General features: G+C 38.3%; 27 protein-coding genes and 4 pseudogenes. 2 read left to right on the forward strand and 29 right to left on the reverse strand.

Translation table 11 applies throughout. The features are described from left to right. Window positions 1-8: 8 nt before the first annotated feature. From J416_RS00825 to smc, 13 genes and pseudogenes are all read right to left on the reverse strand, one after another. The gene (locus J416_RS00825; RefSeq protein WP_003462933.1) at window positions 9-776 is read right to left on the reverse strand and encodes a ribonuclease HII; all 768 of its coding nucleotides are present in this window, start codon (window positions 774-776) and stop codon (window positions 9-11) included. Between the two features lie 179 nt (window positions 777-955). Continuing rightward, entirely contained in the window at window positions 956-1,819 is an 864-nt protein-coding gene (gene ylqF / locus J416_RS00830; RefSeq protein WP_003462934.1) for a ribosome biogenesis GTPase YlqF, read from the reverse strand. Between the two features lie 23 nt (window positions 1,820-1,842). After that, the gene (gene lepB / locus J416_RS00835) at window positions 1,843-2,403 is read right to left on the reverse strand and encodes a signal peptidase I (protein ID WP_003462935.1); all 561 of its coding nucleotides are present in this window, start codon (window positions 2,401-2,403) and stop codon (window positions 1,843-1,845) included. 92 nt (window positions 2,404-2,495) lie between these two features. Beyond that, the gene (rplS, locus tag J416_RS00840; protein WP_003462936.1) at window positions 2,496-2,840 is read right to left on the reverse strand and encodes a 50S ribosomal protein L19; all 345 of its coding nucleotides are present in this window, start codon (window positions 2,838-2,840) and stop codon (window positions 2,496-2,498) included. A gap of 122 nt (window positions 2,841-2,962) precedes the next feature. Then, entirely contained in the window at window positions 2,963-3,700 is a 738-nt protein-coding gene (gene trmD / locus J416_RS00845; RefSeq protein ID WP_003462938.1) for a tRNA (guanosine(37)-N1)-methyltransferase TrmD, read from the reverse strand. Continuing rightward, a complete protein-coding gene (gene rimM / locus J416_RS00850; protein WP_003462940.1) occupies window positions 3,700-4,215 on the reverse strand; it encodes a ribosome maturation factor RimM in 516 nt (171 codons plus the stop codon). Before rimM ends, trmD begins: the two co-directional genes overlap by 1 nt. Window positions 4,216-4,227: 12 nt before the next feature. Next, window positions 4,228-4,620, reverse strand: a complete 393-nt coding sequence (locus J416_RS00855; protein WP_003462941.1) for a YlqD family protein — start codon at window positions 4,618-4,620, stop codon at window positions 4,228-4,230. 126 nt (window positions 4,621-4,746) lie between these two features. After that, on the reverse strand, window positions 4,747-4,974 hold the full coding sequence (locus J416_RS00860; protein ID WP_003462942.1) for a KH domain-containing protein: 228 nt from the start codon (window positions 4,972-4,974) through the stop codon (window positions 4,747-4,749). A 15-nt stretch (window positions 4,975-4,989) separates the two neighbouring features. Further along, on the reverse strand, window positions 4,990-5,259 hold the full coding sequence (gene rpsP / locus J416_RS00865; protein WP_003462943.1) for a 30S ribosomal protein S16: 270 nt from the start codon (window positions 5,257-5,259) through the stop codon (window positions 4,990-4,992). A 102-nt stretch (window positions 5,260-5,361) separates the two neighbouring features. Then, window positions 5,362-6,722, reverse strand: a pseudogene (ffh, locus tag J416_RS00870) (signal recognition particle protein). Window positions 6,723-6,734: 12 nt separating this feature from the next. Further along, a complete protein-coding gene (locus J416_RS00875; RefSeq protein ID WP_003462963.1) occupies window positions 6,735-7,061 on the reverse strand; it encodes a putative DNA-binding protein in 327 nt (108 codons plus the stop codon). 54 nt (window positions 7,062-7,115) lie between these two features. Next, window positions 7,116-8,108: a signal recognition particle-docking protein FtsY gene (gene ftsY, locus J416_RS00880; protein WP_003462975.1), complete on the reverse strand. Its 993-nt coding sequence runs from the start codon at window positions 8,106-8,108 to the stop codon at window positions 7,116-7,118. 21 nt (window positions 8,109-8,129) lie between these two features. Further along, a pseudogene (gene smc, locus J416_RS16630) lies at window positions 8,130-11,695 on the reverse strand (chromosome segregation protein SMC). Between the two features lie 178 nt (window positions 11,696-11,873). Between smc and J416_RS00890 the strand changes: the two are divergent. Continuing rightward, window positions 11,874-12,098: a DUF1128 domain-containing protein gene (locus J416_RS00890; RefSeq protein ID WP_003462976.1), complete on the forward strand. Its 225-nt coding sequence runs from the start codon at window positions 11,874-11,876 to the stop codon at window positions 12,096-12,098. A 153-nt stretch (window positions 12,099-12,251) separates the two neighbouring features. Here the strand turns inward: J416_RS00890 and rnc are convergent, their stop codons facing one another. The 10 genes and pseudogenes from rnc to J416_RS00935 all read right to left on the reverse strand — a co-directional run bounded on the left by rnc (window position 12,252) and on the right by J416_RS00935 (window position 20,938). Next, on the reverse strand, window positions 12,252-12,938 hold the full coding sequence (gene rnc, locus J416_RS00895; RefSeq protein WP_003462983.1) for a ribonuclease III: 687 nt from the start codon (window positions 12,936-12,938) through the stop codon (window positions 12,252-12,254). A gap of 115 nt (window positions 12,939-13,053) precedes the next feature. Continuing rightward, entirely contained in the window at window positions 13,054-13,287 is a 234-nt protein-coding gene (gene acpP / locus J416_RS00900; RefSeq protein WP_003462992.1) for an acyl carrier protein, read from the reverse strand. A gap of 47 nt (window positions 13,288-13,334) precedes the next feature. Further along, window positions 13,335-14,078, reverse strand: a complete 744-nt coding sequence (gene fabG / locus J416_RS00905) for a 3-oxoacyl-[acyl-carrier-protein] reductase (RefSeq protein WP_003462994.1) — start codon at window positions 14,076-14,078, stop codon at window positions 13,335-13,337. A gap of 2 nt (window positions 14,079-14,080) precedes the next feature. Continuing rightward, window positions 14,081-15,025 carry an ACP S-malonyltransferase gene (gene fabD, locus J416_RS00910; RefSeq protein WP_003462998.1) on the reverse strand — a complete coding sequence of 315 codons (945 nt, stop codon included), beginning with the start codon at window positions 15,023-15,025 and terminating at the stop codon, window positions 14,081-14,083. 3 nt (window positions 15,026-15,028) lie between these two features. Next, window positions 15,029-16,032, reverse strand: a pseudogene (plsX, locus tag J416_RS00915) (phosphate acyltransferase PlsX). Beyond that, window positions 16,029-16,610, reverse strand: a complete 582-nt coding sequence (gene fapR, locus J416_RS00920; RefSeq protein WP_003463001.1) for a transcription factor FapR — start codon at window positions 16,608-16,610, stop codon at window positions 16,029-16,031. The pseudogene plsX and the gene fapR overlap by 4 nt, the downstream one beginning before the upstream one ends. 120 nt (window positions 16,611-16,730) lie before the next feature. Then, window positions 16,731-17,882 carry an ATP-dependent DNA helicase RecG gene (locus J416_RS16520; protein ID WP_338029435.1) on the reverse strand — a complete coding sequence of 384 codons (1,152 nt, stop codon included), beginning with the start codon at window positions 17,880-17,882 and terminating at the stop codon, window positions 16,731-16,733. 2 nt (window positions 17,883-17,884) lie between these two features. Continuing rightward, window positions 17,885-18,763: an ATP-dependent DNA helicase RecG gene (locus J416_RS16525; RefSeq protein ID WP_338029436.1), complete on the reverse strand. Its 879-nt coding sequence runs from the start codon at window positions 18,761-18,763 to the stop codon at window positions 17,885-17,887. 64 nt (window positions 18,764-18,827) lie between these two features. Next, window positions 18,828-20,495, reverse strand: a complete 1,668-nt coding sequence (locus J416_RS00930; protein WP_003463003.1) for a DAK2 domain-containing protein — start codon at window positions 20,493-20,495, stop codon at window positions 18,828-18,830. 77 nt (window positions 20,496-20,572) lie between these two features. Then, entirely contained in the window at window positions 20,573-20,938 is a 366-nt protein-coding gene (locus J416_RS00935) for an Asp23/Gls24 family envelope stress response protein (RefSeq protein ID WP_003463005.1), read from the reverse strand. A gap of 225 nt (window positions 20,939-21,163) precedes the next feature. On the opposite strand from J416_RS00935, the gene rpmB reads away from it, so the two are divergent. Further along, the gene (gene rpmB, locus J416_RS00940) at window positions 21,164-21,352 is read left to right on the forward strand and encodes a 50S ribosomal protein L28 (protein ID WP_003463007.1); all 189 of its coding nucleotides are present in this window, start codon (window positions 21,164-21,166) and stop codon (window positions 21,350-21,352) included. 56 nt (window positions 21,353-21,408) lie between these two features. On the opposite strand, the gene spoVM is transcribed toward rpmB, so the two are convergent. The 6 genes and pseudogenes from spoVM to J416_RS00970 form a co-directional block, all read right to left on the reverse strand. Next, window positions 21,409-21,489, reverse strand: a complete 81-nt coding sequence (spoVM, locus tag J416_RS00945; protein WP_003463010.1) for a stage V sporulation protein SpoVM — start codon at window positions 21,487-21,489, stop codon at window positions 21,409-21,411. A 138-nt stretch (window positions 21,490-21,627) separates the two neighbouring features. Further along, window positions 21,628-22,269 (reverse strand): thiamine diphosphokinase, encoded by a 642-nt coding sequence (locus J416_RS00950; RefSeq protein ID WP_003463012.1) that lies wholly within the window; start codon window positions 22,267-22,269, stop codon window positions 21,628-21,630. 24 nt (window positions 22,270-22,293) lie between these two features. Further along, window positions 22,294-22,943 (reverse strand): annotated as a pseudogene (gene rpe / locus J416_RS00955) (ribulose-phosphate 3-epimerase). 1 nt (window position 22,944) lies between these two features. Further along, window positions 22,945-23,826 (reverse strand): ribosome small subunit-dependent GTPase A, encoded by an 882-nt coding sequence (gene rsgA, locus J416_RS00960; protein WP_003463021.1) that lies wholly within the window; start codon window positions 23,824-23,826, stop codon window positions 22,945-22,947. After that, complete coding sequence (gene pknB, locus J416_RS00965; protein ID WP_003463024.1) at window positions 23,827-25,827, reverse strand: Stk1 family PASTA domain-containing Ser/Thr kinase; 2,001 nt, start codon at window positions 25,825-25,827, stop codon at window positions 23,827-23,829. It lies immediately after the preceding gene. Continuing rightward, window positions 25,824-26,579 carry a Stp1/IreP family PP2C-type Ser/Thr phosphatase gene (locus J416_RS00970; RefSeq protein ID WP_003463026.1) on the reverse strand — a complete coding sequence of 252 codons (756 nt, stop codon included), beginning with the start codon at window positions 26,577-26,579 and terminating at the stop codon, window positions 25,824-25,826. The genes pknB and J416_RS00970 overlap by 4 nt, the downstream gene beginning before the upstream one ends. Window position 26,580: the final 1 nt, after the last annotated feature.

The following is a 26,580-nucleotide window of genomic DNA, read 5'->3' on the forward strand; positions in this document are numbered from 1 at the left end:
ATACATCCTTACGCGTTTTTCTTTCGCAAAAAAGATTGGCGATGATAGGACGAAATCCCATATTGTTCAATCGCATCCATATGTTCTTTCGTTCCATACCCGCTGTTTTTAGCAAATTGATATTGCGGAACTTTCGCGTGCAATTCTTCCATATATGTATCTCTTGTCACCTTAGCTACTATACTAGCTGCTGCGATTGAAATGCTTTTTTGATCACCTTTAACGATTGCTTCACTCGGACATGGTAAGCCTTCTAATTCCATGGCATCCGTAAGAATGTACGTTGGCTGTACTGGCAATTGTAGGATGGCTGTTTTCATCGCCTTCTTCGTTGCTTGATAAATATTGATGGTATCTATTTCAGTAGGAGACACAAAACTAACTTGATAATCGATAGCTGATGAAACAATATATTGATAAAATTGTTCTCTTTTGGCTTTACTCAGTTGTTTAGAGTCATTGATCGATGGCAAATAGAATGTTTCCGGCAAAACAACAGCAGCAGCTACTACCGGCCCAGCTAAAGGACCTCTTCCTACTTCATCAACGCCAACCACATATTGCTTACCTGAGCGCCATAGTTCCATTTCCATTGTTCGCATAGCATGAAAACGTTCGATCATTTGTTGTTCTTTCTGTTCTTTTTTCAAATACTGCTGATATAATCGCTGAACGCCTTTGCGATGATCATTCTTTAACAAGTCTTTTTCATCTTCTGTTAAGGAATGAGTTTCAACATAGGCTTTTAGTTCTTGAATACTCCCATCCACATTCACGATGCATCCCTCATTTTATATATTATCGGATATTTTTATAGAAAATAAAGTGGTTGAGACCAAGGTAGTACAAACTCAAATAAAACCCGAACTTTATCTTATTACATCATGATAAAATTCGGGTATACCGACGGCTCTATTCATTGTTTGGCTGTTGAGTCGTTCCATAATGTACGTCATCATTCTTCTTCAATTTGATAGTCGGGTTGTTCTAAACTAATTGAACCCAACTTACCTGTCCGCAGATCTTGTAATATAATATCGGCAACTTTTTCTTCGTTTACATTTCCTCCAGCTTCTAAACATCCCCGTTTCGTTCCTATATGTTGAAATAATGAATCGACGTCAATTGATGGATCATTTAGTTGATAGCGTTCGGACAATTGGTTCGGATAATGGTCTTTCATATATTGAAGAATAAATGCCGCAACGTCTTCGGTCGGTAACAGTTGGTCTTTAATCGTACCTATTGCAGCTAATCGATACCCCACAATTTCTTCCTCAAACTTCGGCCATAAAATGCCAGGTGTATCAAGCAATTCGAATTCTTTTTTTACCTTAATCCATGCTTGTTTTTTGGTGATACCTGGTCGGTCGCCTGTACTCGCAATTTTTTTATGCGCCAATCGATTAATAAACGTTGATTTCCCTACATTAGGGATACCGATAATCATTGCTCGGGCAGGTCGTGGTCTCAATCCTTTTCGCTTCCATTTTTCCAAAGATTTATTTGCTAATGTTTTAGCTGCTTGAATCACGTGTTGAATATCTTGCTTTTGATTCACATCTACCGTGATCGCATTGTGTTGATCGTTCGTTAACTGCTCTAGCCATTGTTCGGTGACTGCTTCATCGGCAAGGTCTTTTTTCATTAACACAATCAATTTATCTTTATTTTGTAACGTGTGTTGTAGCATCGGGTTTTGTGAAGCAAGCGGAGCCCTAGCATCCACTAATTCGATCACAAAATCGACGACTTTTAATTTTTCCTCAACTTCACGTTTTGCTTTGGCCATATGTCCAGGAAACCATTGAATCGTCATGCTTCCACCTCACTCATTGCTGATTATTCTATCCACTGCCAACTATTGATGGGCCAATAAGTAAATAATGCTTGACCTACCACTTGCTCGATAGGGATTAGTCCTAAACGTCTACTATCGGTCGAATCTGGTCGGTTATCACCTAACACAAACACATATCCTTCTGGAATCGTTTCATAATTCCCTGGGACATCTTCTGCTAAGGTAAAGTCCGTTGTGTATGATTCCTCTTCTGCTAAATGTTGTTTCGCTTCTGCTAAAAAAGGCTCTTCCACAAATTCATCATTTACATACAACTTATCATTTCGATACGCAATCGTCTCACCAGGAAGGCCAATGACTCGTTTGATATAGTCACGTGTTGAAGTTGCATGAAATACAATGACATCAAATCGCTGAATATCAGTAAAATGCTTACTGACCTTTTCGACGATTAAACGATCACTGTTTTGCAACGTTGGTTCCATGGATGGTCCCTCGACAACTATCGGCATAACAATAAATATTCGCAATAATAAAAAAACTGCAACGGTAATGATGATCGTTCGTATCCATTCCTTCCAATCAACTTTTTTGCTAGACATGTAGGAATCCCCTTCTCACATTTGCTGGTCATTTCTATGTAGTAGAAAAAGGAGCCTGACAATGCAAGCTCCTTTCACGATTCCAATCATAATTAACGAAGTTCTTTAATACGTGCTGCTTTTCCAACAAGATTACGTAGATAATAAAGCTTCGCACGACGAACACGACCACGACGGGCAACTTCAATTTTATCAATTCGTGGTGAATGAACAGGGAATGTACGTTCAATCCCTATACCATAAGATACTTTACGTACTGTAAAAGTTTCACTAATACCGCCATTTTGACGCTTAATGACAATACCTTGGAATACCTGAATACGTTCACGGTTTCCCTCAACAACTTTCACGTGAACTTTTACCGTATCACCTGCACGGAAATCTGGTAAGTCCGTACGTAACTGATCTTTTGTTACTTCTTCAATAATGTTTTGCATCTTTTACACCCCTTCCAAACTAATGCTCTTGCCTAACCTTAGACAGCGGAACATCGTTTTTCAAACTTAAGTATCGACTTAAGCACAGCTATGAATATAACATATTATATTCATGAGATCAACTAAAACTTCAAATGATTCCACTCTTCCATCCACTTTTTCTCTTCTTCAGACAATTCAATCTCTTCCAACAGATCCCTGCGTCGAAAAAACGTTCGTTTCAATGATTCTTTGCGACGCCACTTTTCAATTAATGCATGATTTCCAGACAATAATTCCTCTGGTACCGTTAGCCCTCGAAAATTTGCCGGCCGCGTATAATGCGGGTGTTCTAGTAGTCCTGAAGAAAATGAGTCTTGTTTCGCTGACTGATCATTACCGAGCGCGCCAGGAAGCAACCGAACGACACTGTCAATGACCGTCATAGCACCGATTTCACCACTGGTTAACACATAATCACCTATCGAGATTTCGTCAGTCACCAAATGGTTGCGAATCCGCTCATCATAACCTTCATAATGACCACAAATAAAAATTAAATGGTCTTCTTGCGCCAATTCTTCCGCTTTTTGTTGGTGATAAGATTCACCTTGTGGACACATTAAAATCACGCGTGGCGGATGATCGGTGCTTTGTTTTACAGCATCTACTGCATCAAAAATCGGTTGTGGCTTTAATACCATTCCCGCGCCACCACCGTATGGATAGTCATCAACTTTATGATGTTTGTCATCTGTATAATCACGGAAGTTCACATAACGATAATCGAAAACATTTGCTTCATAAGCGCGTTTCATCATTGATGATTGAAACACACCATCAAACATCTCTGGAAATAAAGTTAATATATCAATATGCATTAGTCAAAAAGTCCTTCCATTGGTTCGATCCAAATCAATTGTTGTGTAACATCAATTTTTTTTACGATGTCTGCAATATATGGGATATAATATTCATTCTCTTGATCTGTGACAACCCAAACGTCATTCGCTCCAGGTGAAAGAATTTCTTTAATTTCTCCTACGTAATTGTTATCAAGCGTGTAGACAGAACAACCAATAATCTGATAGTAATAAAACTCATTTTCTGCTAAAGAAGGCAATTCATCTTTATTCACCTTAATCATTGCCCCTTTAAATGGTTCAACTTCATTAATCGTTCGAAATTCTTTAAATTGTAAAAGATCGAATTGTTTATGTAAACGATGATGAGCGACTGTAACTGGAACATATTCTGATTGTTTTTCTTCACCGAGCCAAAGTTTTGCTCCTGGTTCAAACCGTTCATCGAAATCCGTAATCCGAATGACTTTGACTTCACCTTTTATTCCATGTGTATTCGTGATTTTACCGACATTAAGGAATTCTTCACTCATTTGATGATCACCTTACTCTGTAATGTTGACAACAATCCCGTCCCGTATAACAATCGAGGCATTCTTTTGCATTTCTTCCCAATTCATACCTTCTTCGACTTCTACGATTGCATCGATTTCACCATCGTGAATCTGATTTCCGATCGGTAAGAGATCAAGTTGTTCTAATTTATATTTATACCAATTTATATGGTCTTTTCGGCTATCGATTTCTTTTTTAAATCTCGCAGCAATATCTTCTTTTTTCTGGACAGTTTGTTGTTGCTCAAGCTTTTTCTGTTCAAAGACGAGCTGTTCACATTCTTGTTCGTACTGAAAGATCTTCCATTCATAATCTTTTTTTAACTTCTCTTTACTATTCTCTGTCACTTCTTGCTTAATCGCAACTTTACGGATGACTTTCATTGATCTCATCCTTTCTCATCTTTTACGATATTTGAATGGACTCCATTAAAGAATAGCAAATTTTTAATCAAAGATAAAGCTGTGTCATCACTCAGAAAAGAAGAGGGAGGTATTCCCCTCCCTCTGTTACATAATATCAAGATAGATTTTTTTATCAGATTTCATACCAGCAGCGTAGACTACTGTACGAATCGACTTGGCAATACGTCCATTTTTTCCGATCACTTTACCGACATCATCTTCATGTACTTGCAGATGATAAACAATCTTATTCATCTCTTCCTTTTCTGATATCTTGATTGCTTCCGGATGATCGACTAATGGTTCTATCATTGTTTCAATTAAGGCTTTCATGTGATCACACTACTTTTATTGATTTTTAGATTCGTGAAATTTCTTCATGATGCCTTCTGTTGAGAATAGGTTACGTACCGTATCGCTTGGCTTTGCACCTTTTTGCATCCAATCAAGTGCTTTGTCTTCATCTAATTTGACTTCAACCGGGTTAACCACCGGGTTATATGTGCCAATTTGTTCAATAATACGTCCATCACGTGGTGAACGAGAATCAGCAACAACTATACGATAGAAAGGATTTCTTTTTGAACCCATTCTTCTTAGGCGAATTTTTACTGCCATATGTTACACCTCCATTTAATCTCTCATACAAAATAGAATTGTAACAGAAGAAAAAATGTCTGTAAAGGATTTTTACCTTACACACTAAATTTTTTTAAAACTCTACATAAATGGGAAGTTCATGCCTTTCATCTTCTTCCCTTTCTTTCCTTTTTTCCCTTGTTGCATATTGGACATTTGTTTCATCATTTTTTTCATTTCTTCAAATTGTTTTAGTAGTCGGTTGACTTCAGAAACCGTTCGACCTGAACCTTTCGCAATCCTTTTGCGGCGACCCGCATTTATAATACTAGGATCTTGTCTTTCTTGGGCTGTCATTGATTGAATAATCGCTTCGACATGGGTTAATTGTTTCTCGTCAAAATTAGCATTTTTTAAGCCTTTCATTTTATTCGCACCAGGAATCATGCCAATTAAGTCTTCCAATGATCCATATTTCGCACTTGGCCCATCTGTTCAAGGAAATCATCAAATGTAAACGAAGCTGAACGCATCTTTTGTTCTAATTCTTTCGCACGTTTTTCATCCACATTTTCTTCTGCTTTTTCAATTAAGGAAAGGACATCACCCATTCCTAAAATACGTGAAGCCATCCGCTCTGGGTGAAACACTTCCAGTTCGTCAAGCTTTTCACCCATACCCGCAAATTTGATCGGTTTTTCGGTGACCGCTTTAATCGATAATGCCGCGCCACCGCGTGTATCTCCATCGAGCTTCGTTAGAATCACACCGCTAATATCTAACTGGTCGTTAAAGCTTTCTGCCACGTTCACAGCGTCTTGACCTGTCATTGAATCCACAACTAAAAACGTCTCATCGGGTTGGACATTTTCTTTAATTTGTGAGAGTTCATTCATTAAATCCTCATCAACATGCAGGCGCCCTGCCGTATCGACGATCACATAATCTAAGTGCTCTTCTTTCGCCTTTTCCATTGCACGATTCGCAATATCAACAGGATTTGCTTGTGTTCCTTCTTGGTGAACTGGAATGTCTAATTGTTTTCCTAGCGTTTCCAATTGGTCAACCGCAGCTGGTCGGTACACATCTGCTGCAACTAATAAAGGATTACGGTTATATTTCTTACGTAGAAGGTTCGCTAGTTTCCCGGTCGTGGTGGTTTTTCCTGCACCTTGAAGTCCAACCATCATGATGACAGTTGGTGGTTTATCAGCTACAGCAATTTTACTTTCATCTTCTCCCATAAGAGAGGTAAGTTCTTCCTTCACGACTTTAATCACTTGCTGACCAGGAGTAAGACTTTCCATCACTTCTTGCCCTACTGCGCGTTCTTTCACTTTCTTAATAAAGTCTTTTACTACTTTGAAGTTCACATCGGCCTCTAACAGCGCGAGTCGAACTTCTCTCGTCATTTCTTTCACATCTTGCTCAGTGACTTTTCCTTTACCTTTTATTTTTTGTATCGTATTTTGTAGGCGGTCGGCTAAGCCTTCAAATGCCATGATACTCGCCTCCTATTCTAATTCTTTTAATCGTTCCACAATGGTACGAATGGATGGATTCGGTTGTTCTTGTAATTCTATCTCTAAATCTTGAATTAACTTCTGCCGTTCCAAAAAATTTTGGTACAACATTAATTTATCCTCATACTCTTCTAACATTTCTTCCGTACGTCGTATATTATCATAAATCGCTTGTCGTGAAACCTGTTTTGTTTCAGAAATTTCTCCTAGCGAAAAATCTTCAATAAAATACATTTCCATATAACTTCGCTGTTTAGGCGTTAGTAATGACTGATAGAAATCATATAGAAAATTTATTCTCGTCGTTTTCTCTAACATTTCAGACACCTCGCCTACATCTTCCTACGATAACCGTAGCCTACTTCGAATCTTTTATTCTTCATCCATCATATCAGCAAACAGTCCATAAACAAATGCTTGCGGGTCAAACGTTTGTAAATCTTCCACTCGTTCACCAAGACCAACATATTTCACAGGAATGCCTAGTTCATTTCGAATGGCTAAAACGATCCCGCCTTTAGCTGTACCGTCTAACTTTGTTAAAGCAATACCACTGACATCTGTTGCATCGGCAAATGTTTTTGCCTGACTTAATGCATTTTGACCTGTTGTTGCATCTAATACGAGCAATACTTCATGCGGTCCATTTGGCACTTCACGTTCAATGACACGTTTCACTTTCGATAGTTCATTCATCAAATTCACCTTATTTTGCAAGCGTCCTGCGGTGTCGCATAATAATACATCCGCTTTTCTTGAACGAGCAGCTTGAATTCCGTCATATATGACTGCAGAAGGGTCACTACCTTCACTATGTTTAATCGTATCGACACCCACACGATTGCCCCATTCATTCAATTGTTCAATCGCACCAGCGCGAAACGTATCACCTGCAGCTAACAATACTTTCTTCCCATCTTCCTGTAATTGATGAGCGAGTTTCCCAATCGTTGTCGTTTTACCGACACCATTCACGCCAACAAACAAGACAACTGTAACGTCGTCTTCTTGCAGATTTAGTTCTGCAACTTCTTCATCTTCCTCACCATGATAAATCTCAACCAGTTTTTCTGAAATCACTTGTTTGACTTCATTCGTATCTTTAATATTTCTTCGTTTCACTTCCATTTTCAATTCATCGATTAAGTCCATCACCGTCGATACACCGACGTCAGCTGCGATTAAAATTTCTTCTAAATCCTCGAAAAAGTCTTCATCTACGCTTCGATACCGGGCCACTAAGTCATTCACACGTTCAGAAAACGATTTGCGCGTTTTTTGAAGACCTTCTTTATATTTTGTTGATACGTTCTCATCAGACGGATTGGATTGAAATTTTTCTTTCAACTTCTTAAAAAAACTCATACTCGTTTCCTCCTTGACATGTTACGCTTCCAAGAGCTCTTTCGTTTCTTCCAATTTCACGGATACAAGTCGCGATACACCAGATTCTTGCATAGTCACACCATATAATACGTCAGCTTCTTCCATTGTACCTTTACGATGTGTAATGACAATAAATTGTGTTTGCTTGCTGAAGTACTTTAAATATTGACTAAATCGAGTGACATTCGCTTCATCTAAAGCAGCTTCGACTTCATCTAGGACACAAAATGGAACAGGGCGGACTCGTAATATAGAAAACAATAATGCAATCGCTGTAAGTGCACGTTCCCCACCTGATAATAAGCCGAGTTGTTGCAATTTCTTTCCAGGAGGTTGCGCAATAATATCAACACCTGTTTCTAATAATTGATGAGGATCGGTTAATCGTAATTCAGCTTGTCCACCACCAAACAATTGCTGGAAAACATCTTTAAACTCCAGTTGGATTTGTGAAAATGTCTCATCAAATCGCTTTTCCATTTCGGCATCCATTTCTGCAATGACTTGATACAGCGTCCGTTTGGCATCAACCAAGTCTTGCTGTTGTTTAGATAAGAAATCGAAACGTTCTTTAATCCTATCATATTCATCGATCGCACCTAAATTAATCGTACCAAGTTCATCAATCGTCTTTTTAATTAATTTTACTGTTTCTCTAGTTTCATCAACATTTTCTGGCTTCGAAAATTCAACTCGAGCTTTTTCATAGGTCATTTGATATTCTGTTTCTAATGCACTTAATCGATTCTCTAGTTCAATGTCTAATCTGTTGACTTGTATTTCTAATTGTTGAATCACTTCATTTGCATGTTGTAATTGTTGAGTTAACTGCTTCTGCGTTTCTTCTAATTTTGTCATTTTGTCCGTCAGACTTGCTCGTGATGTTCGATATTCTTTAATTTTTTGCAGTTGACTCTCTTTTTCTTCCTTTTTCTTTTCGATTTGTTGATTAATTTCTTCCTCTGTTTGCTCTTCATTCTTCATTTGGATAAGCTGATCTAATTGTGTCTGTGCATTTTGATGTGCTTCTTCAATTTCAGTTAGATTTTCGGTCACTGTTTTCACTTTATCTTCTTGGTTCGATAGTTGTGTATTCAATTCAGCTTGTTTTACTTGAAGCTGTTGGCGTTCTTCTTTTAATTTTGTCGCCTTTTCTTCATAATTTTCATGTTCTTTTGTTAGTGATTGAATTTGTTGGTCAATTTGTTCTAATTGTTCATGAAGTAATGTCAGTGACTCATCGATTTCTTCTTGCTGCTCTAACAATAACTTTTTATCTTGTTCTTGTTGTAACTTATCTTGATCATAAATGGATAACTGTTCATTTAAATGATCAAGTGAAAGTTGTGTTTCTTTTAATTGATCTGCTTTGGATTGATAGGATTCTTCTAACTCTTTATGTTTATGATGAACATTTTGTTGATCTGTTTCCAGTTGATCTATCGTTTCATTTTGTTGCTGCAACTGGCGTTCATAATCTGCAATTCTTCGTTCATAATCGGAAAGCTTTCCTCAATCGATTGCAATTCCCGGTCTCTTGTAAATAATGATTGATTACTTTTCTTCTTGGCACCACCTGACATCGATCCCCCCGGGTTAACGACATCGCCGTCTAGCGTTACAATTCGGTATTTTCGTTGAACCACTTGAGCGAGCTGGTTGGCATCTTTTAACGAACGAGCCACAATCACATTGCCAAGAATCGATCGAAAGACATTTTCATACATCGCATCATATGATACTAGATCTGCTGCAATACCAATAAAAGCTTCATTTTCCGCCAATTTTTGTTGGAAACCATGCGGAACAGAGCGTGGATTCATCGATGATATCGGTAAAAAAGTGGCCCGTCCTTTATGATTGGTTTTTAGCCAATTGATCGCATTTCGAGCAGACTGATCATCATCAACGACAATGTGTTGCGCTTGAGCACCTAATGCTGTTTCTAAAGCTTCGATATGCTCATCTTGTATCGTTAATAACTCTGGAATCGCACCATGAATTCCATGTAACTGATGTTGCTCTCTGGCTTTTAACACTTCTTTGACACCCGTATAAAACCCTTGAAACTCTTCTTTTAACTCTTGCAACAATTCTTTTTTCGATTTCAAATTTTCCATCACTTGATAACCTTTATACAATTTCTGTTGCATGTCTTGATAAAGTTGTTTTTCAGCTGATACATTTTGTTCGATTTGTTGAAGTGATGTTGCATATTTTTGGCAATCTTCCGATAATTGAGCGACTTCTTTTTCTAAGGTTTGAACCTTTTGCTCACGCTCTTGTCTTTCTTGGAGTAACCCTTCCCATTTTGATGATTGCCACGACCGCTTACCTTCCATACGCTCGAGTTGTTGCTCGATCGAACCTTTCTCATTTCTTTTCGCTGCCTGTTGATTTAACAGTTCAATATAGTCACTTTTTAAGGATTCAATATTTTCTTCAATATCTGAAATCCCTTGTTCCATTTGTTGATCGATCGCTTTCATCGCTTGTTGATTTTCTTTTCGTTCCTTTTGATATCGTTGTAACGTTTGTCGTTCTTGCTCTAACGCTTGTTTCGTCTTTTCATATTTGTCTTTTTGTGTTTGCAATTCTTGGGTTAATTTTTCTTTGTTTTCTTGAAAATGTTGCAAACGTTCATGATAGATTTTTTTATTTCCTTCACGCGTTTCTAATTCCTGGGTAACAACTAATAAGGATTCCTGCAAAGAAGTAATCGCATCATCTATTTGCCGTACTTGATCCTTCTCATACTCGAGTTCTTCAACCTTCGTATCGATATTGAATTGTACATTTTCAGCTTCTTTCTTTTTGGCTGCTAATGTTTCAGAAGCTTTTTGCCATTCATGATGAAAGTCTTCAATTTCCTTAACGAATAAACCCACTTCGTGTTGTGTAAGCCGGTCTTTCTGCGCCAAATATTCTTTAGCCACAGAGGCTTGTTCTTCTAAAGGATCAAGTTGACCTTCTATTTCATAAATAATATCTTCTACACGATTTAAATTTTCTTGCGTCTCTGCTAGTTTATATTCAGATTGTTTCTTACGGTTTTTATATTTTAAAACACCAGCTGCCTCTTCAAATATAACCCGACGTTCTTCTGATTTCGAACTTAGAATTTCTTCTACTTTTCCTTGGCTAATAATAGAAAATGCTTCTCTACCTAAACCGGAATCCATAAATAAATCGGTTATATCTTTTAAACGACATGTTTGTTTATTCATAAGAAATTCACTTTCGCCCGAACGATACACTCGTCTCGTTACACTTACCTCATCATATTCAACAGGTAATTGCTGATCACTGTTATCCAACGTCAGTGTTACTTCAGCTACATTCAACGGTTTTCGAGTATCGCTTCCTTGAAATATGATGTCTTCCATTTTCGCACCGCGCAAAGATTTAGCTGATTGTTCACCAAGTACCCAGCGAATCGCATCGGTTATATTACTCTTTCCACTGCCATTGGGCCCTACCACCGCTGTAACACCAGGTACAAAATCAACTTTCACGCGCTCGGCAAATGATTTAAAACCTACCGTATCTAACTGTTTCAAATACATACAAAAAACCCCTATTAACCTTTCAGCCTCATTCATTATGGATGATAATTGTTTATGTAAAAAGGTATAATAAATTATGCTATACATGTTTTCATTTCAACTTATTTATTTTATCATAAAAGATAGTACGATGAGAAGCTAGAATGGAGTTCATTAAAAAAGCAGGAGTGAAAAACTTATGAGTCTAGAAGAAAGCAGTCAAGAGAATTTAGCGTTTATCATCAAAGATATGGGAAAGATTTTACAAGTCGTCAACACATCCTTAATGGAGCCAGACGATTATGATCTTGCCCATTATGATGAACTAAAATCGCTCTATGATTTGTTACAAAAGAAACAACAATTGACAGTTGCAGAAACACAAGCGTTTATCGCCGAATTACGACAATACCGCAAAAACTAATCGACTGCCATTGAAAAGGTGTGTAACGTGGCTACATGAAATAGGCAATCCATACATCAGCGGGAAATAAGCGTATCTGAAATACCTTAGTTCCCCGCTATGTTTCGTTCTCATTGCCTTACCTTCATAAAATTTTTCATCGTTTAGTTAGGGTTATGGAGACAGAGCATCAAGAGCTTGCTTTGCGGCACGTTGCTCTGCTTCTTTTTTTGTTTTTCCGATTCCTTGGCCAGCTGTTTTGCCATTGATGGTAACAACAGCTCGAAATTCCCTGTCGTGTGCAGGACCTTTTTCATCAGCAATTGCATATTCAGCGACTTTATTTTTGTACTGTTGAATCGTTTCTTGCAATTGACTTTTATAATCCATCGTATGCGAAAAAGCACCGGTTGTTATTTTAGGATACACATAGGCTTTGAGAAAAGCGACCACTTGGTCAAATCCTTGATCCAGATATAATGCCCCAATAAACGCTTCAAAGACGTCAGCAAGTAATGCCGGGCGGTCTCTACCACCAGTCATTTCTTCTCCCTTCCCTAATAGGACATACTCACGAAACTGTAAAGCATCCGCAAAGTTTACTAAAGCAGGTTCGCAAACAATCGATGCACGTAATTTCGTTAAGTCCCCTTCTTCCATACTTTCGTATTCACGATATAAGTATTGAGAAACACCTAATTCTAGCACTGCATCTCCTAAAAACTCTAGCCGTTCATTATCCATAAACTTACTTTTCCGATGCTCATTCACATACGATGAATGGGTAAACGCTTGACGCAACAATTGTTCATCATGAAAATAAATATTTAATTTTTCTTGCAATTGATTAAAATCTGACATCTGATCACCCACCATCAAAACATTTACATCTTTTGTATTAATGTTAGTCCTATTATAGCATGACAAGTTGAAATAAGGGAAGCCATTCCTTGACTTCCCTCTCTTAAAATCGCCATTATTGATTACTGTTTATGTAATCGACAGCATCTCCTACTGTACCGATTTTTTCAGCATCTTCATCAGCGATTTCCATATCAAATTCATCTTCTAATTCCATTACAAGTTCAACGACATCTAATGAATCAGCCTCGAGGTCATCTTTAAAAGAAGCCTCCATAGTCACTTTATCTTCATCCACGTCTAAACGATCAACTACAATCTTCTTCACACGCTCGAATGTGTCTGCCATCTTCCGTCACCCCCTTTCAAAGGATGATATTCACGTTTTTATTTACATTATGACATCACCATGCCACCGTCCACTTGAATGGTTTGGCCGGTGATATATTTTGATTGATTTGAGGCTAAGAATACAGCTGTGTTTGCTACATCTTCTGCCTCACCTAAGGTTTTTAACGGAATTAATGACAAAATTTGTTCTTTTTGATCTTCAGTTAATTCATCCGTCATATCTGTAGCAATAAAGCCGGGAGCAACGGCGTTCACTAATATATTTTTCGCTGCAAGTTCTTGGGCTGCTGATTTCGTTAAACCAATCACTCCAGCTTTAGCAGATACGTAATTCGCCTGACCAGGATTACCACTAATTCCTACAACGGAAGAAACATTAATAATTCTACCCGATTTTTGTTTCATCATTTGTCGTGTCACTGCTTTTGTACAAACAAATACACCTTTTAAGTTCGTATCGATGACATCGTCAAAATCTTCTTCACTCATTCTCATTAATAAATTGTCTTTCGTAATGCCAGCATTATTCACAAGAACATCAAGACGTCCAAATGTGTCAATCGTTTGCTTGACCATCGCTTTTACTTCTTTTTCATTACTGACATTGGCTTGTATTTTGATTGCTGTTCCACCGATTTCTTCAATTTCATCAACTACTGCTTGTGCTTTATCAGCACTCCCAGCATAATTAACAGCGACACTAGCACCATTTTTCGCCATTTGAAGTGCGATTGCGCGGCCAATGCCACGGGATGCTCCCGTCACTAATGCTACTTTGTCTTGCAACATATTTATTCCTCCTTCACCCAATCAATAAACGCTTGAAAGGATTCAATATCTTGTACATTGAAAACTGTTGCTCTTCTTTTCACTTTTTTCACGAGCCCCGTCAATACCTTTCCAGTTCCAACCTCTACGATTGCATCGATATCTTGTTCCAATAAACCTTCAATGGTCTCCTCAAAACGAACTGGTGAATACAACTGTTGTACGAGTAAATCTTTGATATCTTCAACTTGTGTGACTTGATCAGCAGTTACATTAGCATAAACCGGAACAGTCGCCTTGTTCCAATCAATCGCCTCAACTTCCGTGCGCAAATCCTCGGCAGCAGGTTTCATTAAACTTGAATGGAATGGACCACTAACTGGTAACGGCATCACTCGTTTCGCTCCTGCTTCTTTTAACACATCAATACTTGCGGTAATTCCACTTTTCGTACCTGAAATCACAATTTGGCCTGGACAATTTATGTTTGCTAGTTCAACAGTTTCACCATGAGCTTCTTGAATACGGTCTAATTCATCTTCAATGGTATTACGGTCTAATCCAAGCACAGCAGCCATTGATCCTTGTCCTTTTGGATAGGCTTTTTCCATTAATTTGCCCCGCTCATGAACCAGTTGTATGGCATCTTTAAAATCAATCGCATCTGCAGCAACAAGAGCACTATATTCACCTAAACTATGACCGGCCGTGATCGAAGGATGGATTCCTTGTTCTGCTAATAATTGTGTAATTGCTGTACTGACAGTCAACAATGCTGGTTGTGCATTCTCAGTATTTGTTAGTGTTTCTTCAGGTCCTTGAAGCATAATTGATTGTAAGTCATAACCTAATTGGTCGTTTGCTTTTTGAAACAGTTCTTGAACAAGTGGAAATGATTCGTACAATTCTTTTCCCATTCCAATGGTTTGTGACCCTTGCCCGGGATAAATAAAAGCTAATTTTTTCAAAAGTTACTCCTCCCTTGTTTCCACAGATAAATTTCCTATCTCTTGCTGAATCGTCTCTGTAACATTAGCTTCGATCATATGTACAGCTTGCTGAATCGCATTAAAGATCGCTTGTTGATTGGATGATCCATGTGCTTTAATAACAGGTGCTCGTAATCCAAACAAGCCTGCACCTCCATACTCTGAATAATCAAGCTCATCTTTTAACCCTTTTAATTCATTTTTGGCTAAAAGTGCCGCTAGTTTGGTTTTCGGATTGGCTGTAAACTTCTCTTTCATTAATGAAAACAACGTCAGTGCCGTTCCTTCAATTGTTTTTAACGCAATATTACCACTAAATCCGTCGGTAACAACAACATCTGCTACCCCCTCTAATAAATCTCTTGATTCCACATTTCCGACAAAATGAATAGGGCTTCATTTAACAGTTCATACGCTTTCTTCGTTAATTCACTACCTTTGCCACTTTCGGTTCCGATATTTAATAATCCAACTCTCGGTTGATCAACGTTTCTCACTCGGTTCATATAAATAGAACCCATCACACCGTATTGCAACAAATGTTGTGGTTTAGCATCCACATTCGCTCCTACGTCTAATAAAAGAAAACCATCACCTGATGTAGTTGGTAGTGTTGGACTTAGCGCTGGACGATCAATGCCATTTATGCGCCCAATCGTAAATAAACCTGTACTCATCCACGCCCCGGTATTTCCTGCTGATATACAAGCATCCGCTCGCTTTTCTTTCACTTCATTTGCTGCTAATACCATGGAGGATTGTTTTTTTCTACGTACCGCTCTAACGGGTTCATCTTCACTCGTAATCACTTGCTCGGTATGAATCACATCGATCGAAGCATGATCATGAAGAAACGGTTGAATTTTTTCTTCATCTCCGATTAATGTAATTTGTATATTCGGAAGGTGTTTCACAGCCTTGATCGCTCCCAATACCATTTCACCTGGAGCATGATCACCACCCATAGCATCAATCGCTATTCTCATGATTCATCTCCTTCCTTATCTTGATTTGAACGAAACATTTCAAATCTCCCAGTAAATACTTGCTCGTTTTCTACCGTACTATGAACTTCCACTATTGTCCGACGATGTTGTGTCCGAACAACTTTAGCTTTTGCTACAACGCGTTCTCCTTCTAACACTTGCCTAGTAAATGTAATATCTGCGTTCGTAGTTAACGCCAGTTCATCATTGATCACAGCTACCGCCAATGAATTGGCTTGTGCAAATAAATGATGTCCTCTCGCAATTTTATTCCGTGAAAAAACGTGTTCACCTGTAATATCTAAGATGGAAATCGCTCGTTGGTCTAGTTCTAAATCAATGATTTCTCCAATGACTTCATCGATCGGCAATGCTTTCACTTCTTCATTCCATTGATGAGTCGCGACAGATTTAATTCGCTCACGCAATTCGGGTATGCCTAACTCCATACGATCCAATCGAATGGTTTGAATACTGACACCAAAATCCTTCGCTAATGCTTCATCTGTGATAAACGGCTTTTCATCGATTGTCTCTTTAAGTATGGATTGTCGTTGTTTTTTTGATTGTTTTCTCATTCAATTATCCACCATCCATTAGGAACCTTATCATGTATCCTCTTCTTTAAACGAATTGTTATTAATTATGACTAGGTACTAATAGTAATATATAATACCAGCGTTAATTATGCAAGGTTCTTAATGTAATAAATCCCGATTTGCTTTAGCTTGTTGCAAAAAATAATGTCGCAATGGTTGATACGCTTCTTCTTGTAACTTGTTTGTCTCAACGATTTCATACGCATCTTGACGGGCTGTCTCTAGCGCACGATAATCATGAACTAAATCACCAAGACGAAATTCAGGCAGTCCACTTTGCTTGACTCCGAAAATATCGCCAGGACCTCGCAATTCAAGATCCTTTTCAGCTAAATGGAACCCATCTGTTGTTTCAGTCATAATCCGCATTCGTTCTTTGCCTGTATCTCCTTTTGGATCGGCTACTAAAATACAATAACTTTGCGCCTCTCCTCGACCTACCCGACCACGAAGTTGATGGAGTTGACTTAATCCGAATCGGTCGGCATCTTGAATCATCATTATCGTAGCATTTGGAACATTCACACCTACTTCAACAACAGTTGTTGAAACTAGAATTTTCGTTTGGTTCATAGCAAAACGATTCATGACGTCTTCTTTTTCTTCTGTGGAAAGACGTCCATGCATGAGCCCGACCTCTGTTTCATTTGACAGCATTTCTTCTAACTGATGGTATAAATCAACAGCATTTTGAATATCAAGCTCATCCGATTCTTCAATGAGTGGACAAATAATATAAGCTTGATGGCCTTGTTGCACCTGTTTTAAAACAAAAGACAATACTCGATTCATCATATTTTCTTTTACCCAATACGTTTCTACAGGCTTTCTTCCTGCTGGCATCTGATCGATTTTAGAAACGTCCATATCACCATAAGTTGTTATGGAAAGTGTTCGTGGAATCGGTGTAGCGGTCATAAACAACACATCAGCCAAAATCCCTTTTTCTTTCAGCGATTTCCGTTGTTGTACACCGAATCGATGTTGTTCATCAATGACGACAAAACCGAGATCAAAAAATTCAACATCATCCTGAATTAATGCATGTGTTCCGATCACAACATGGCAGGTGCCATCACCAATGGCGGTCGTTATTTCTCTTCGTTTTTTTCCTTTCACAGAACCTGTCAGACGTTCCACTACCACATCTGTAGGCAACCATTCTCTTAATGTTTGTTCATGTTGTTCTGCTAAAATTTCAGTCGGTACCATGACAGCAGCCTGTTTTCCTGCGGTCACACTTGCAAACAAACTTAATATGCTACAGCCGTCTTTCCTGAACCAACATCTCCTTGAAGCAAACGATTCATGCAATAAGGTGATGTCATATCCGTTAAAATTTCATGCAAACTTCTCGTCTGAGCTTCTGTTAAAGGAAAAGGTAATTCGTCAATCATCGTTTGCAGTCTCTCTTTATCATAGAGTTGTGCGTTACCACTTGTAGCCTCACGTGTTTGTCTACGATACAATTGCATTTTTAACTGAAACAACAAAAATTCCTCATAAATAAACCTGCGTTTGGCATGTTTTAACGTCGAAAAAGAACGAGGAAAATGTATGTCTTTAATAGCATCAGATCGGTTCGGTAATTTATATGCATGAAGGTACGTTGAGGGCAAAATCTCTTCGCACGCATCTGCATAGGATTGAATAGTCGATTGCATCACTTTTTTTAATTGATAATTTTTCAAGTCACCGGTTAACGGGTAAATCGGCGTGATTGGTGTATCTTGATCCATTGTTCCTTGCTGAAACTGATCAATTGTAATCTGTAATCGATGTTGATCCCACTTTCCATTTACAGAAACGGTTTCTCCTGGGTGAAAATATTTTTTCGCAAATGCTCGGTTAAACATAATCCCTTTAATCGCAATCCCGTCTACTTGCAAACGCACAGTTAATCGCGAACGCTTTTTGCCATAATATTGTACAACAGGTTCTTGCATGACTTGTGCAACAATTGTCACTTTCTCATCATGCATCAACTCATGAATCGGCTTTTGCTCATAGTGATCATACCGATTCGGAAAATGTAGCAATAAATCTTCTATCGTATATATACCTAAGTCAGTTAATGATTCTGCCAGTTTAGATCCGATCCCTTTAATGTCCTGTATTGATCGTTGTAACATTTCCTCGCCCCACTTGTCTATACATGATAAAGCCCTATCGAATGGCGATAGAGCTCAGGCAACACTATTCAACTGAAAGAATATATGAATAAATGGGTTGTCCACCGTCAACAGTTTCTACCTCGATATCTTCAAAGTTCGCTTCCATAAAATGATTTATTTCCTCGACTTCTTCCTTTGTCGAATCATCACCACAGATGATCGTCATAATCTCGTCTGTTTCATCATCAATCAAATCGTGTAAAAGTTGTTTCATGACAGTCATTTTATCTTGATCTGAAGAGTTAATTTTGCCGTCATACAATCCCATGAAATTTCCTTTTTCGATGGTAATTCCTTCAATTTGTGTGTCACGTACAGCATACGTAATTTGACCTGTTTTCACACTGCCGCTAGCTTCTTTCATTTGTTCTTGATTTTCTTTTAGATCGATCTCTGGGTTAAAAACAAGCATGGCGCTAATTCCTTGAGGTATGGTCTTTGTAGGAACGACTGCTACATTTTGATCAGCTAACTCTTGCGCTTGTTCAGCTGCCATGACAATATTTTTATTATTCGGAAGTACGATAACATTTTCTGCATTCGTTTGTTCAATCGCATCGGCAAGGTCTTGTGTACTCGGATTCATCGTTTGGCCACCTTCAATCACTACCGTTGCGCCTATGCTTTCAAACAAATCACGAATGCCGTCCCCCATGGCTACTGTAACGATTCCATATTTTTGCTTTGGTTGAAAGGATGTGTTTGCATCATTTTGAACAATGTCAGAATGTTGTTCTCTCATATTTTCCGCTTTTAAATGAATAAAACTACCAAAACGCTGACCGAGATTAAACACATCTCCAGGATATTCCGCATGAATATGCACCTTTACCATCTCATCATCAGATACAACTAAAAGTGAATCACCATATTCACTCAATTCTTCACGAAACTGAGCTTCGTCAAATGGGTGTTCCTTTAGCTTCTCCTTTTCAAATTGAACCATAAACTCCGTACAATAGGTATAAGTGATTTCATCGGTGTTCATAAAATCTTGAGCAATTTTATGGTGTTCAGCCTGTACCATATCATCTAAATCTAACGTATCTTGATGCTCGCTCTCAGGTAATTCCTCACCTTTCAAAGCTGCTAAGAACCCTTCATAGATGACAACTAATCCTTGTCCACCACTATCAACAACACCAACTTCCTTCAATACCGGTAAAAGGTCTGGTGTCGTTTTTAATGATTTTTTTGCAGCTTCAACGACTTTTTCCATAAAAACAATCACATCTGACTCATTTTCAGCTATTTGCCTAGCTGTTTCAGAAGTATCTTTAGCCACTGTTAAAATGGTACCTTCAACGGGTTTCATGACAGCTTTGTATGCTGTTTGCACGCCATTATCCAACGCTATTGCCAAGTCAGTTGTTGTTAACTGCTGTTTTTCACTTACTCCCTTTGAAAAGCCACGGAATAATTGTGATAAGATAACACCTGAATTCCCTCTAGCCCCCATTAACAAACCTTTTGCAAAAGCATTGGACACTGCTTCTACATGATCATGATTTGCTTTTTTTACCTCATCAGCACCAGAAGTAATTGACAGATTCATATTCGTTCCTGTATCACCATCAGGCACAGGGAACACATTTAATGCATCGATTCGTTCCGCATGATTGGATAAGTGGTACGCCCCTGTTAATACCATCTTGGCCAACGTCGGGCCGTCAATATATGTTTGTGTCACTTCCAACTTCCTCCCTCTCACAACATAAAAAACTTTTTAACGTTTGTATTACTATGTACGGATCATGTTTCATGAATTTACCGATCTGTTAACACTCGAACACCTTGAATGTAAATATTAATCGACGTAATACTTAATCCAAGTGTCTTTTCTAGATTATATTTCACTTGTGATTGAACATTGTGTGCTACTTCAGAAATTTTTGTACCATAACTCACGATAATATACATATCAACATGTATATCATTGTTATTTTGTCGGATGATAACCCCTTTTGTAAAGTTTTCTCGACGTAAGATTTCACTAATTCCATCACGTAATTGATTTTTCGAAGCCATCCCTACAATACCATAACATTCAACCGCTGCACCACCTGCTACTGTGGCGATCACTTCATTTGTAATGGTCACTTGGCCATCTTTTGTATTCAATTCAATGGACATACGCCATCCTCCTTATAAATAAACATATATGACAGGTTTTGCTCAAAACACCCATCGATCATTTGTTATCATACAATAGAGATAGATTTGTTCACCTAATACAATGTATCAAAAAAACAATTCTGTCAAGATATCGATTCAATAATGATGAATTGCAAAATGATGTGAAATATGATAAATTAAATAAGTATGTGAAGAGATAGTGTAACTAGGAGGGAACGTAATATGGGACGTAAATGCGTTGTTACAGGTCGTAAAACGACTTCTGGAAATAAGCGTTCACACGCAATGAATGCGAATAAGCGTAAGTTTAAGGCAAATGTACAAAAAGTACGAGTTATGATTGACGGTAAACCGCAGCGTGTCTATGTATCAGCTCGCGCGTTAAAATCCGGAAAAATTGAGCGTGCTTAAACGATACGCTTGTAGAAAAAAGGCTCCTCTACCATGGAGCCTTTTTTCTTTTTCAATTATTCTTTTTTTCCTGTACCTAAAATCGCTCGGATAAATCCACCTAGAAATTTAGGGAGTTTAATAGTATAAAACCTCATTCTACCCCTCCTCATCCGCTTTTGAAACGTTGGAACCTGTATTTCGATTGGACACTTGTTTATCACAGTTTATGTTTGAATGACTTCATTATTGCTAGATTTTCTATTATTTGTTGTTATTAGAAAGACAAGCTATTTTCAAAGACTCTTTATCATTATTAATATGCCGTCATGGAATGAAAAAGTACCTGTTTCTGCAATTAATTGATTAGAAATACATAAAGTTGTTCCCCAATGAATCGTCTGGTTGACAAGCGGATAATAAAAACCTTCTAGAGATAAATTTTTCACGGTTTCCGTAAAGGGGAGAAATGAAAATTTTTGATCATAAGCGCTCTTTCGCACATGATGTATGCCTGGTTGGTGGATCGTTAATTGGTTTAAATGGTCAACTAAAACGGGTTCAATCCCTTTCATTAAAAGACGATATAACAACTGAATATTAGCTAATTCGTGGTCTAAACGTCCACCTGTAATACCGAATAAAAATAGACGTGTCGGTTGATAACTCAAACCAGCCTGTATCGCTAGTTCCAAGTCAGTTTCATCCTTTTCCATAGGATACTTTTCGATTCGTTCTGCTTCGTGTTCAACGCGGGATATGTCTTCTTTCGTAATGGAATCAAAATCTCCAATCGCTAACGCTAAACGAAGATGATTCTGAGTAATATATGTTGCACCCAAATCAGCACCAATCCATACATCAACCTCACGCTCATACTTCCTAAGATCAGCTAAGGCATCAAATGGCCCACCAGCAACAATGGCAACGGTAGTCAACGTATGTCATCCTTCCCTTCAAGCTTATGCATGACGAATGGTTTCAATCATTTGTTTGCGGTCTGTTTGATTAAAAATCGCACTGCCAGCAACAAATACATCGACACCAGCATTTTTGCAAGCGACCGCAGTTTCTTGATTAATACCACCATCCACTTCAATCTCAAAATTCGTTCCTAGTTCCTCTCGCCAAGCTACAGCCTGTTTCACTTTATCTAATACTTCAGGGATAAAGGATTGACCACCAAACCCTGGATTTACCGTCATCAATAAAAGTAAGTCAACATCTTTCAGTATAGGTTTCACCAATTCGAGCGGTGTCGCAGGATTAATGACAACACCAGCTTTGCGCCATGTTCTTGTATCATATGAATCGTTCGGTGCAAGTGAGGGCAAGCTTCCGCATGAACACTGATGATATCTGCTCCTGCTTCCGCAAATTCAGGAATATATTGATCAGGATTTTCTATCATTAAATGGACATCTAGTGGAAGATCCGTAATTGGACGAATGGACGATACGACAAGTGGTCCAATTGTAATATTCGGAACAAAATGTCCGTCCATTACGTCGACATGGATATAATCAGCACCTCCACGGTCGACATCCGTAATTTCGTTTTCTAATTGTGCAAAATTGGCTGATAAAATAGACGGTGCAATTTTAATGCTCATACTAATACCTCGGCTTTCTTTGTTGGATTTCCTCAATAAATTGTACATAATTCTGATACCTTTCAGATCGTATGTCTCCATTATCCACAGCTTTTTTCACCGCACAATGTGGCTCTTTGAGATGTAGGCATCCCCTAAATTTACATTCATCTTGAATATTTACAAATTCAGGGAAACATGCCGGTAATAGATCTAAATCAACTTCTGAAAAGTCTAATGCACTGAAACCTGGCGTATCAGCAATATAGCCATTTTCAAATCGAATGAATTCTACATGTCTTGTCGTATGCTTTCCCCGACCAAGACTTTGCGAAATATCACCTGTTTCTAACTTTAACCCTGGGATTAAGGTATTTAAAAGCGAAGTCTTACCTACACCAGATTGTCCAGCAAAAACAGATATTTTTCGGTCAAGGATTGGGGCTACATCATCACTATCAATACCATCTTCATTTGACAGAAATAGTACTTGATAGCCGATTGTCTGGTAATAAGAAAAAGTTTGAATCACATGTTCTTTTTCCTGTTCGGTCAATAAATCCATCTTAGTGACAAATAAAACAGGCTCAACCTCTTTCGCTTCAATCATGACAAGAAATTTATCCATTAAATACGATCGCCATGTTGGTTCTTTAGCTGATGTGACAATAATCGCCTGATCAATGTTCGCAACTCGAGGTCGTGAGAGCTCATTTTTTCTGTTATCGATTGCGGTAATCGAGCCTTCTCCTTCATCTGTATACTCAAATGTTACATCATCACCTACAAGTGGCGTGATTTTCTGCTTTCTGAACAGACCTCGCCCTCTACATTGAACAATATCTTTTTCATGCTGTACATAGTAAAAACCACTTAATGCTTTTATAATTTTTCCTTTTGGCATTTACTCACCCTTTATATCATCATAAGCGATCGATTTATTTATGATTTCTTGATCTTCTCTTAACACGCGATACGTCGCCTCAGAATCTGGCGCTATCGTAAGATCAATTGAAAACATTGTATCTTCTGTTATCATTTCAACTTCTTGGTATAATTCTGTGATGTCATGTTCCATATCACCAACATAAATACTTACTGCTTGTGGTTCAGGATCATCCGAGTCATCACGATGATTTTCATCATTAGTATAAGGTACAGTGAACGATACAGAATGTGTGATGGGCGGTTCCTCCTCAGGACCAGAAGATACAATTAACTCAACCACTTCTTCCTTCTCCACTTGTTCATTAGCTGAAGGTGTTTGTTCAATGACGTGATTTTTCTCAACGTCATCATGATGCTCCTTAATCACTTCATGATTGAGTTCATTTTCCTCTAAATAGGATGTCGCTTCATCTACATGCATGCCAACTAAACGGCTTAATGTGATTTTCTCTGTACCTTTACTCACTTCAAAGATCACATTGGTATCTCTCGGCACCACTTCTCGACCTGGTTCTGGTTCTGTCTGGGCAATGATTTCGCCTACTGGTTGTTCAGAAAACTGCTCGTATGTACGTATCTCTTCAAACCCAGCTTCATGCAATTCTTCCTCTACCTGTTCAAGTTCCCGACCTACGTAATCTTCCATCGTTACTTTCTCAGGTCCTTGACTTACAAATACTGTGATTTCCCGTCCTTCTTTCACTACATCATCAACTTCTGGCATGGTTTCGATGACTTGATCAGCTTCTATTTCTTCATGTGTTCGATTTTCTCTAGTAACTGATAAATTCAAGTTCGTTAATTCTTCAAGTGCTTGATCATATTCCATACCCGAAACATCTGGAATAGTTACATCTTTGGGTTGAAACCAACTAGGTAAAATAAACAAAGCTAACAAAATCGCACCACATAAAACAAAGAACAGCGTTGTCACCCAAATAACTGTTTTTTTACGCTTTTTCTTGCGATTTTCATTTGCTACGCCTTGATCTTCTGATTCATTATTTGTTTGGCGAATCATTGTGTCTTGGTTAGCGTTTTTCATATTCTCTTGTGATTCTGTCCCTACGATAGGAATTGCTTTGGTTATTTCTTCATCTGAATCAGGCACTTGAAACGGTTCTGCATCCATATGTTCTGGATATAATGCCACGTTCAAATCATCTTCCATCTCATATACATTTGCATATCGATGAAACGGATCCTTTGCCGTTGCTTGTAATACAATATTTTCCACAGATTGCGGAACATGAGGATACGACTCCCTCACAGTCGGTAAATTGTGCTGTAAATGTTTCAGCGCTATCGATACGGCCGATTGACCTGAAAAAGGTAAATGACCGGTAATTAATTCAAACATAACGATGCCTAGTGAATAAATATCTGATTTTCGGTTCGCTTTTCCACCTCTAGCTTGTTCAGGTGACAAATAATGCACAGAACCTAATACTGAATTCGTCTGTGTTAATGCTGTCGCACTTAATGCAATGGCAATACCGAAATCCGTTACTTTCACTTGACCATAAGAATCAATCAACATGTTTTGTGGCTTAATGTCCCGATGAATGATGCCATTATCATGGGCATGAGAGATAGCTGAAGTGATTTGTGACATAATATCAATCACTTCATCCACCACAATAGGTGCATGCATTTGTATGTATTCTTTTAACGTTAAGCCACTGATATATTCCATCACCATAAAATAAATATCTTCTTCTTCACCTACATCATAGATGCTAACGATATTCGGATGAGATAAACTAGTAGCAGCTTGTGCTTCTCGATGAAATCGTGCAATAAATTCTTGATCATTGGCATATTCAAACTTTAATACTTTGATCGCTACTTGACGGTTGAGAATGGTATCTTCTCCTAAATAAACATTCGCCATACCGCCACCGCCGATTAATTTTTCAATCTTATAACGTTCGCTTAACAATTTCCCTTCGATCATAATTGATCACCAGCTTTTTGATCAGCATTAGAAATCAAAGCGACCGTTATGTTATCTTCTCCTCCACGAGTATTTGCTCGTTCAATCAACTGTTCTACAAGTGATTGAGATAATGTTTCACCTGTTAATAGAGACTGAATCTCCTGGTCTGATAATTTATTGGTTAGCCCATCAGTACACAATAACAATTGACTGTCATCGTTATGCCAATCCATCGGGATAATATCCGGTTCAACATCCTTTTCTGTACCCAATGCCTTTAATATGACATTTTTTCGCGGATGTACTTCGGCGTCTGCCTCAGATAATTGACCTGAACGAACTAATTCGCCAACGAGAGAGTGATCAGCAGTCACTTGTTTCATTTCACCATCTTGAAGAAAATAGCATCGACTATCTCCGACATGACCGATAATGACAAATTGTTCCGAACAAAGTGCAGCTACAACAGTCGTTCCCATCCCTTGACAATTTATGTCATCTAGTGACTTCTGGTAAATTTGTAGATTCACTTCGGTAATCGCTTCTTTTAGCCATTCACTTGCCGACTCTTTTGAAAAGGGATGATCACTATTGATCCATTTGTTACCCATCCCTTCAACCGTTAGCCGACTAGCGATATCACCTGCTTGATGACCACCCATACCATCTGCAACGATTGCTAATAGATAGCCATCTTTTTCAAACACATCGACTGCATCTTCATTTACTTTGCGAATTTTCCCCTTATCTGACTGAATGTAGTATTTCATT

This window comes from Gracilibacillus halophilus YIM-C55.5 (assembly GCF_000359605.1).
GTDB lineage: Bacteria > Bacillota > Bacilli > Bacillales > Amphibacillaceae > Gracilibacillus > Gracilibacillus halophilus.

Coding starts and splice junctions, on each gene's coding strand:
- ylqF (WP_003462934.1), bottom strand. CDS start 1,819: ATGACGATTCAATGGTTTCCTGGACATATGGCCAAAGCAAAACGTGAA.
- lepB (WP_003462935.1), bottom strand. CDS start 2,403: ATGTCTAGCAAAAAAGTTGATTGGAAGGAATGGATACGAACGATCATC.
- rplS (WP_003462936.1), bottom strand. CDS start 2,840: ATGCAAAACATTATTGAAGAAGTAACAAAAGATCAGTTACGTACGGAC.
- trmD (WP_003462938.1), bottom strand. CDS start 3,700: ATGCATATTGATATATTAACTTTATTTCCAGAGATGTTTGATGGTGTG.
- rimM (WP_003462940.1), bottom strand. CDS start 4,215: ATGAGTGAAGAATTCCTTAATGTCGGTAAAATCACGAATACACATGGA.
- J416_RS00855 (WP_003462941.1), bottom strand. CDS start 4,620: ATGAAAGTCATCCGTAAAGTTGCGATTAAGCAAGAAGTGACAGAGAAT.
- J416_RS00860 (WP_003462942.1), bottom strand. CDS start 4,974: ATGAAAGCCTTAATTGAAACAATGATAGAACCATTAGTCGATCATCCG.
- rpsP (WP_003462943.1), bottom strand. CDS start 5,259: ATGGCAGTAAAAATTCGCCTAAGAAGAATGGGTTCAAAAAGAAATCCT.
- J416_RS00875 (WP_003462963.1), bottom strand. CDS start 7,061: ATGTTAGAGAAAACGACGAGAATAAATTTTCTATATGATTTCTATCAG.
- ftsY (WP_003462975.1), bottom strand. CDS start 8,108: ATGAGTTTTTTTAAGAAGTTGAAAGAAAAATTTCAATCCAATCCGTCT.
- J416_RS00890 (WP_003462976.1), top strand. CDS start 11,874: ATGAGTCTAGAAGAAAGCAGTCAAGAGAATTTAGCGTTTATCATCAAA.
- rnc (WP_003462983.1), bottom strand. CDS start 12,938: ATGTCAGATTTTAATCAATTGCAAGAAAAATTAAATATTTATTTTCAT.
- acpP (WP_003462992.1), bottom strand. CDS start 13,287: ATGGCAGACACATTCGAGCGTGTGAAGAAGATTGTAGTTGATCGTTTA.
- fabG (WP_003462994.1), bottom strand. CDS start 14,078: ATGTTGCAAGACAAAGTAGCATTAGTGACGGGAGCATCCCGTGGCATT.
- fapR (WP_003463001.1), bottom strand. CDS start 16,610: ATGAGAAAACAATCAAAAAAACAACGACAATCCATACTTAAAGAGACA.
- J416_RS16525 (WP_338029436.1), bottom strand. CDS start 18,763: ATGTTACAACGATCAATACAGGACATTAAAGGGATCGGATCTAAACTG.
- J416_RS00935 (WP_003463005.1), bottom strand. CDS start 20,938: ATGTCCATTGAATTGAATACAAAAGATGGCCAAGTGACCATTACAAAT.
- rpmB (WP_003463007.1), top strand. CDS start 21,164: ATGGGACGTAAATGCGTTGTTACAGGTCGTAAAACGACTTCTGGAAAT.
- spoVM (WP_003463010.1), bottom strand. CDS start 21,489: ATGAGGTTTTATACTATTAAACTCCCTAAATTTCTAGGTGGATTTATC.
- rsgA (WP_003463021.1), bottom strand. CDS start 23,826: ATGCCAAAAGGAAAAATTATAAAAGCATTAAGTGGTTTTTACTATGTA.
- pknB (WP_003463024.1), bottom strand. CDS start 25,827: ATGATCGAAGGGAAATTGTTAAGCGAACGTTATAAGATTGAAAAATTA.
- J416_RS00970 (WP_003463026.1), bottom strand. CDS start 26,579: ATGAAATACTACATTCAGTCAGATAAGGGGAAAATTCGCAAAGTAAAT.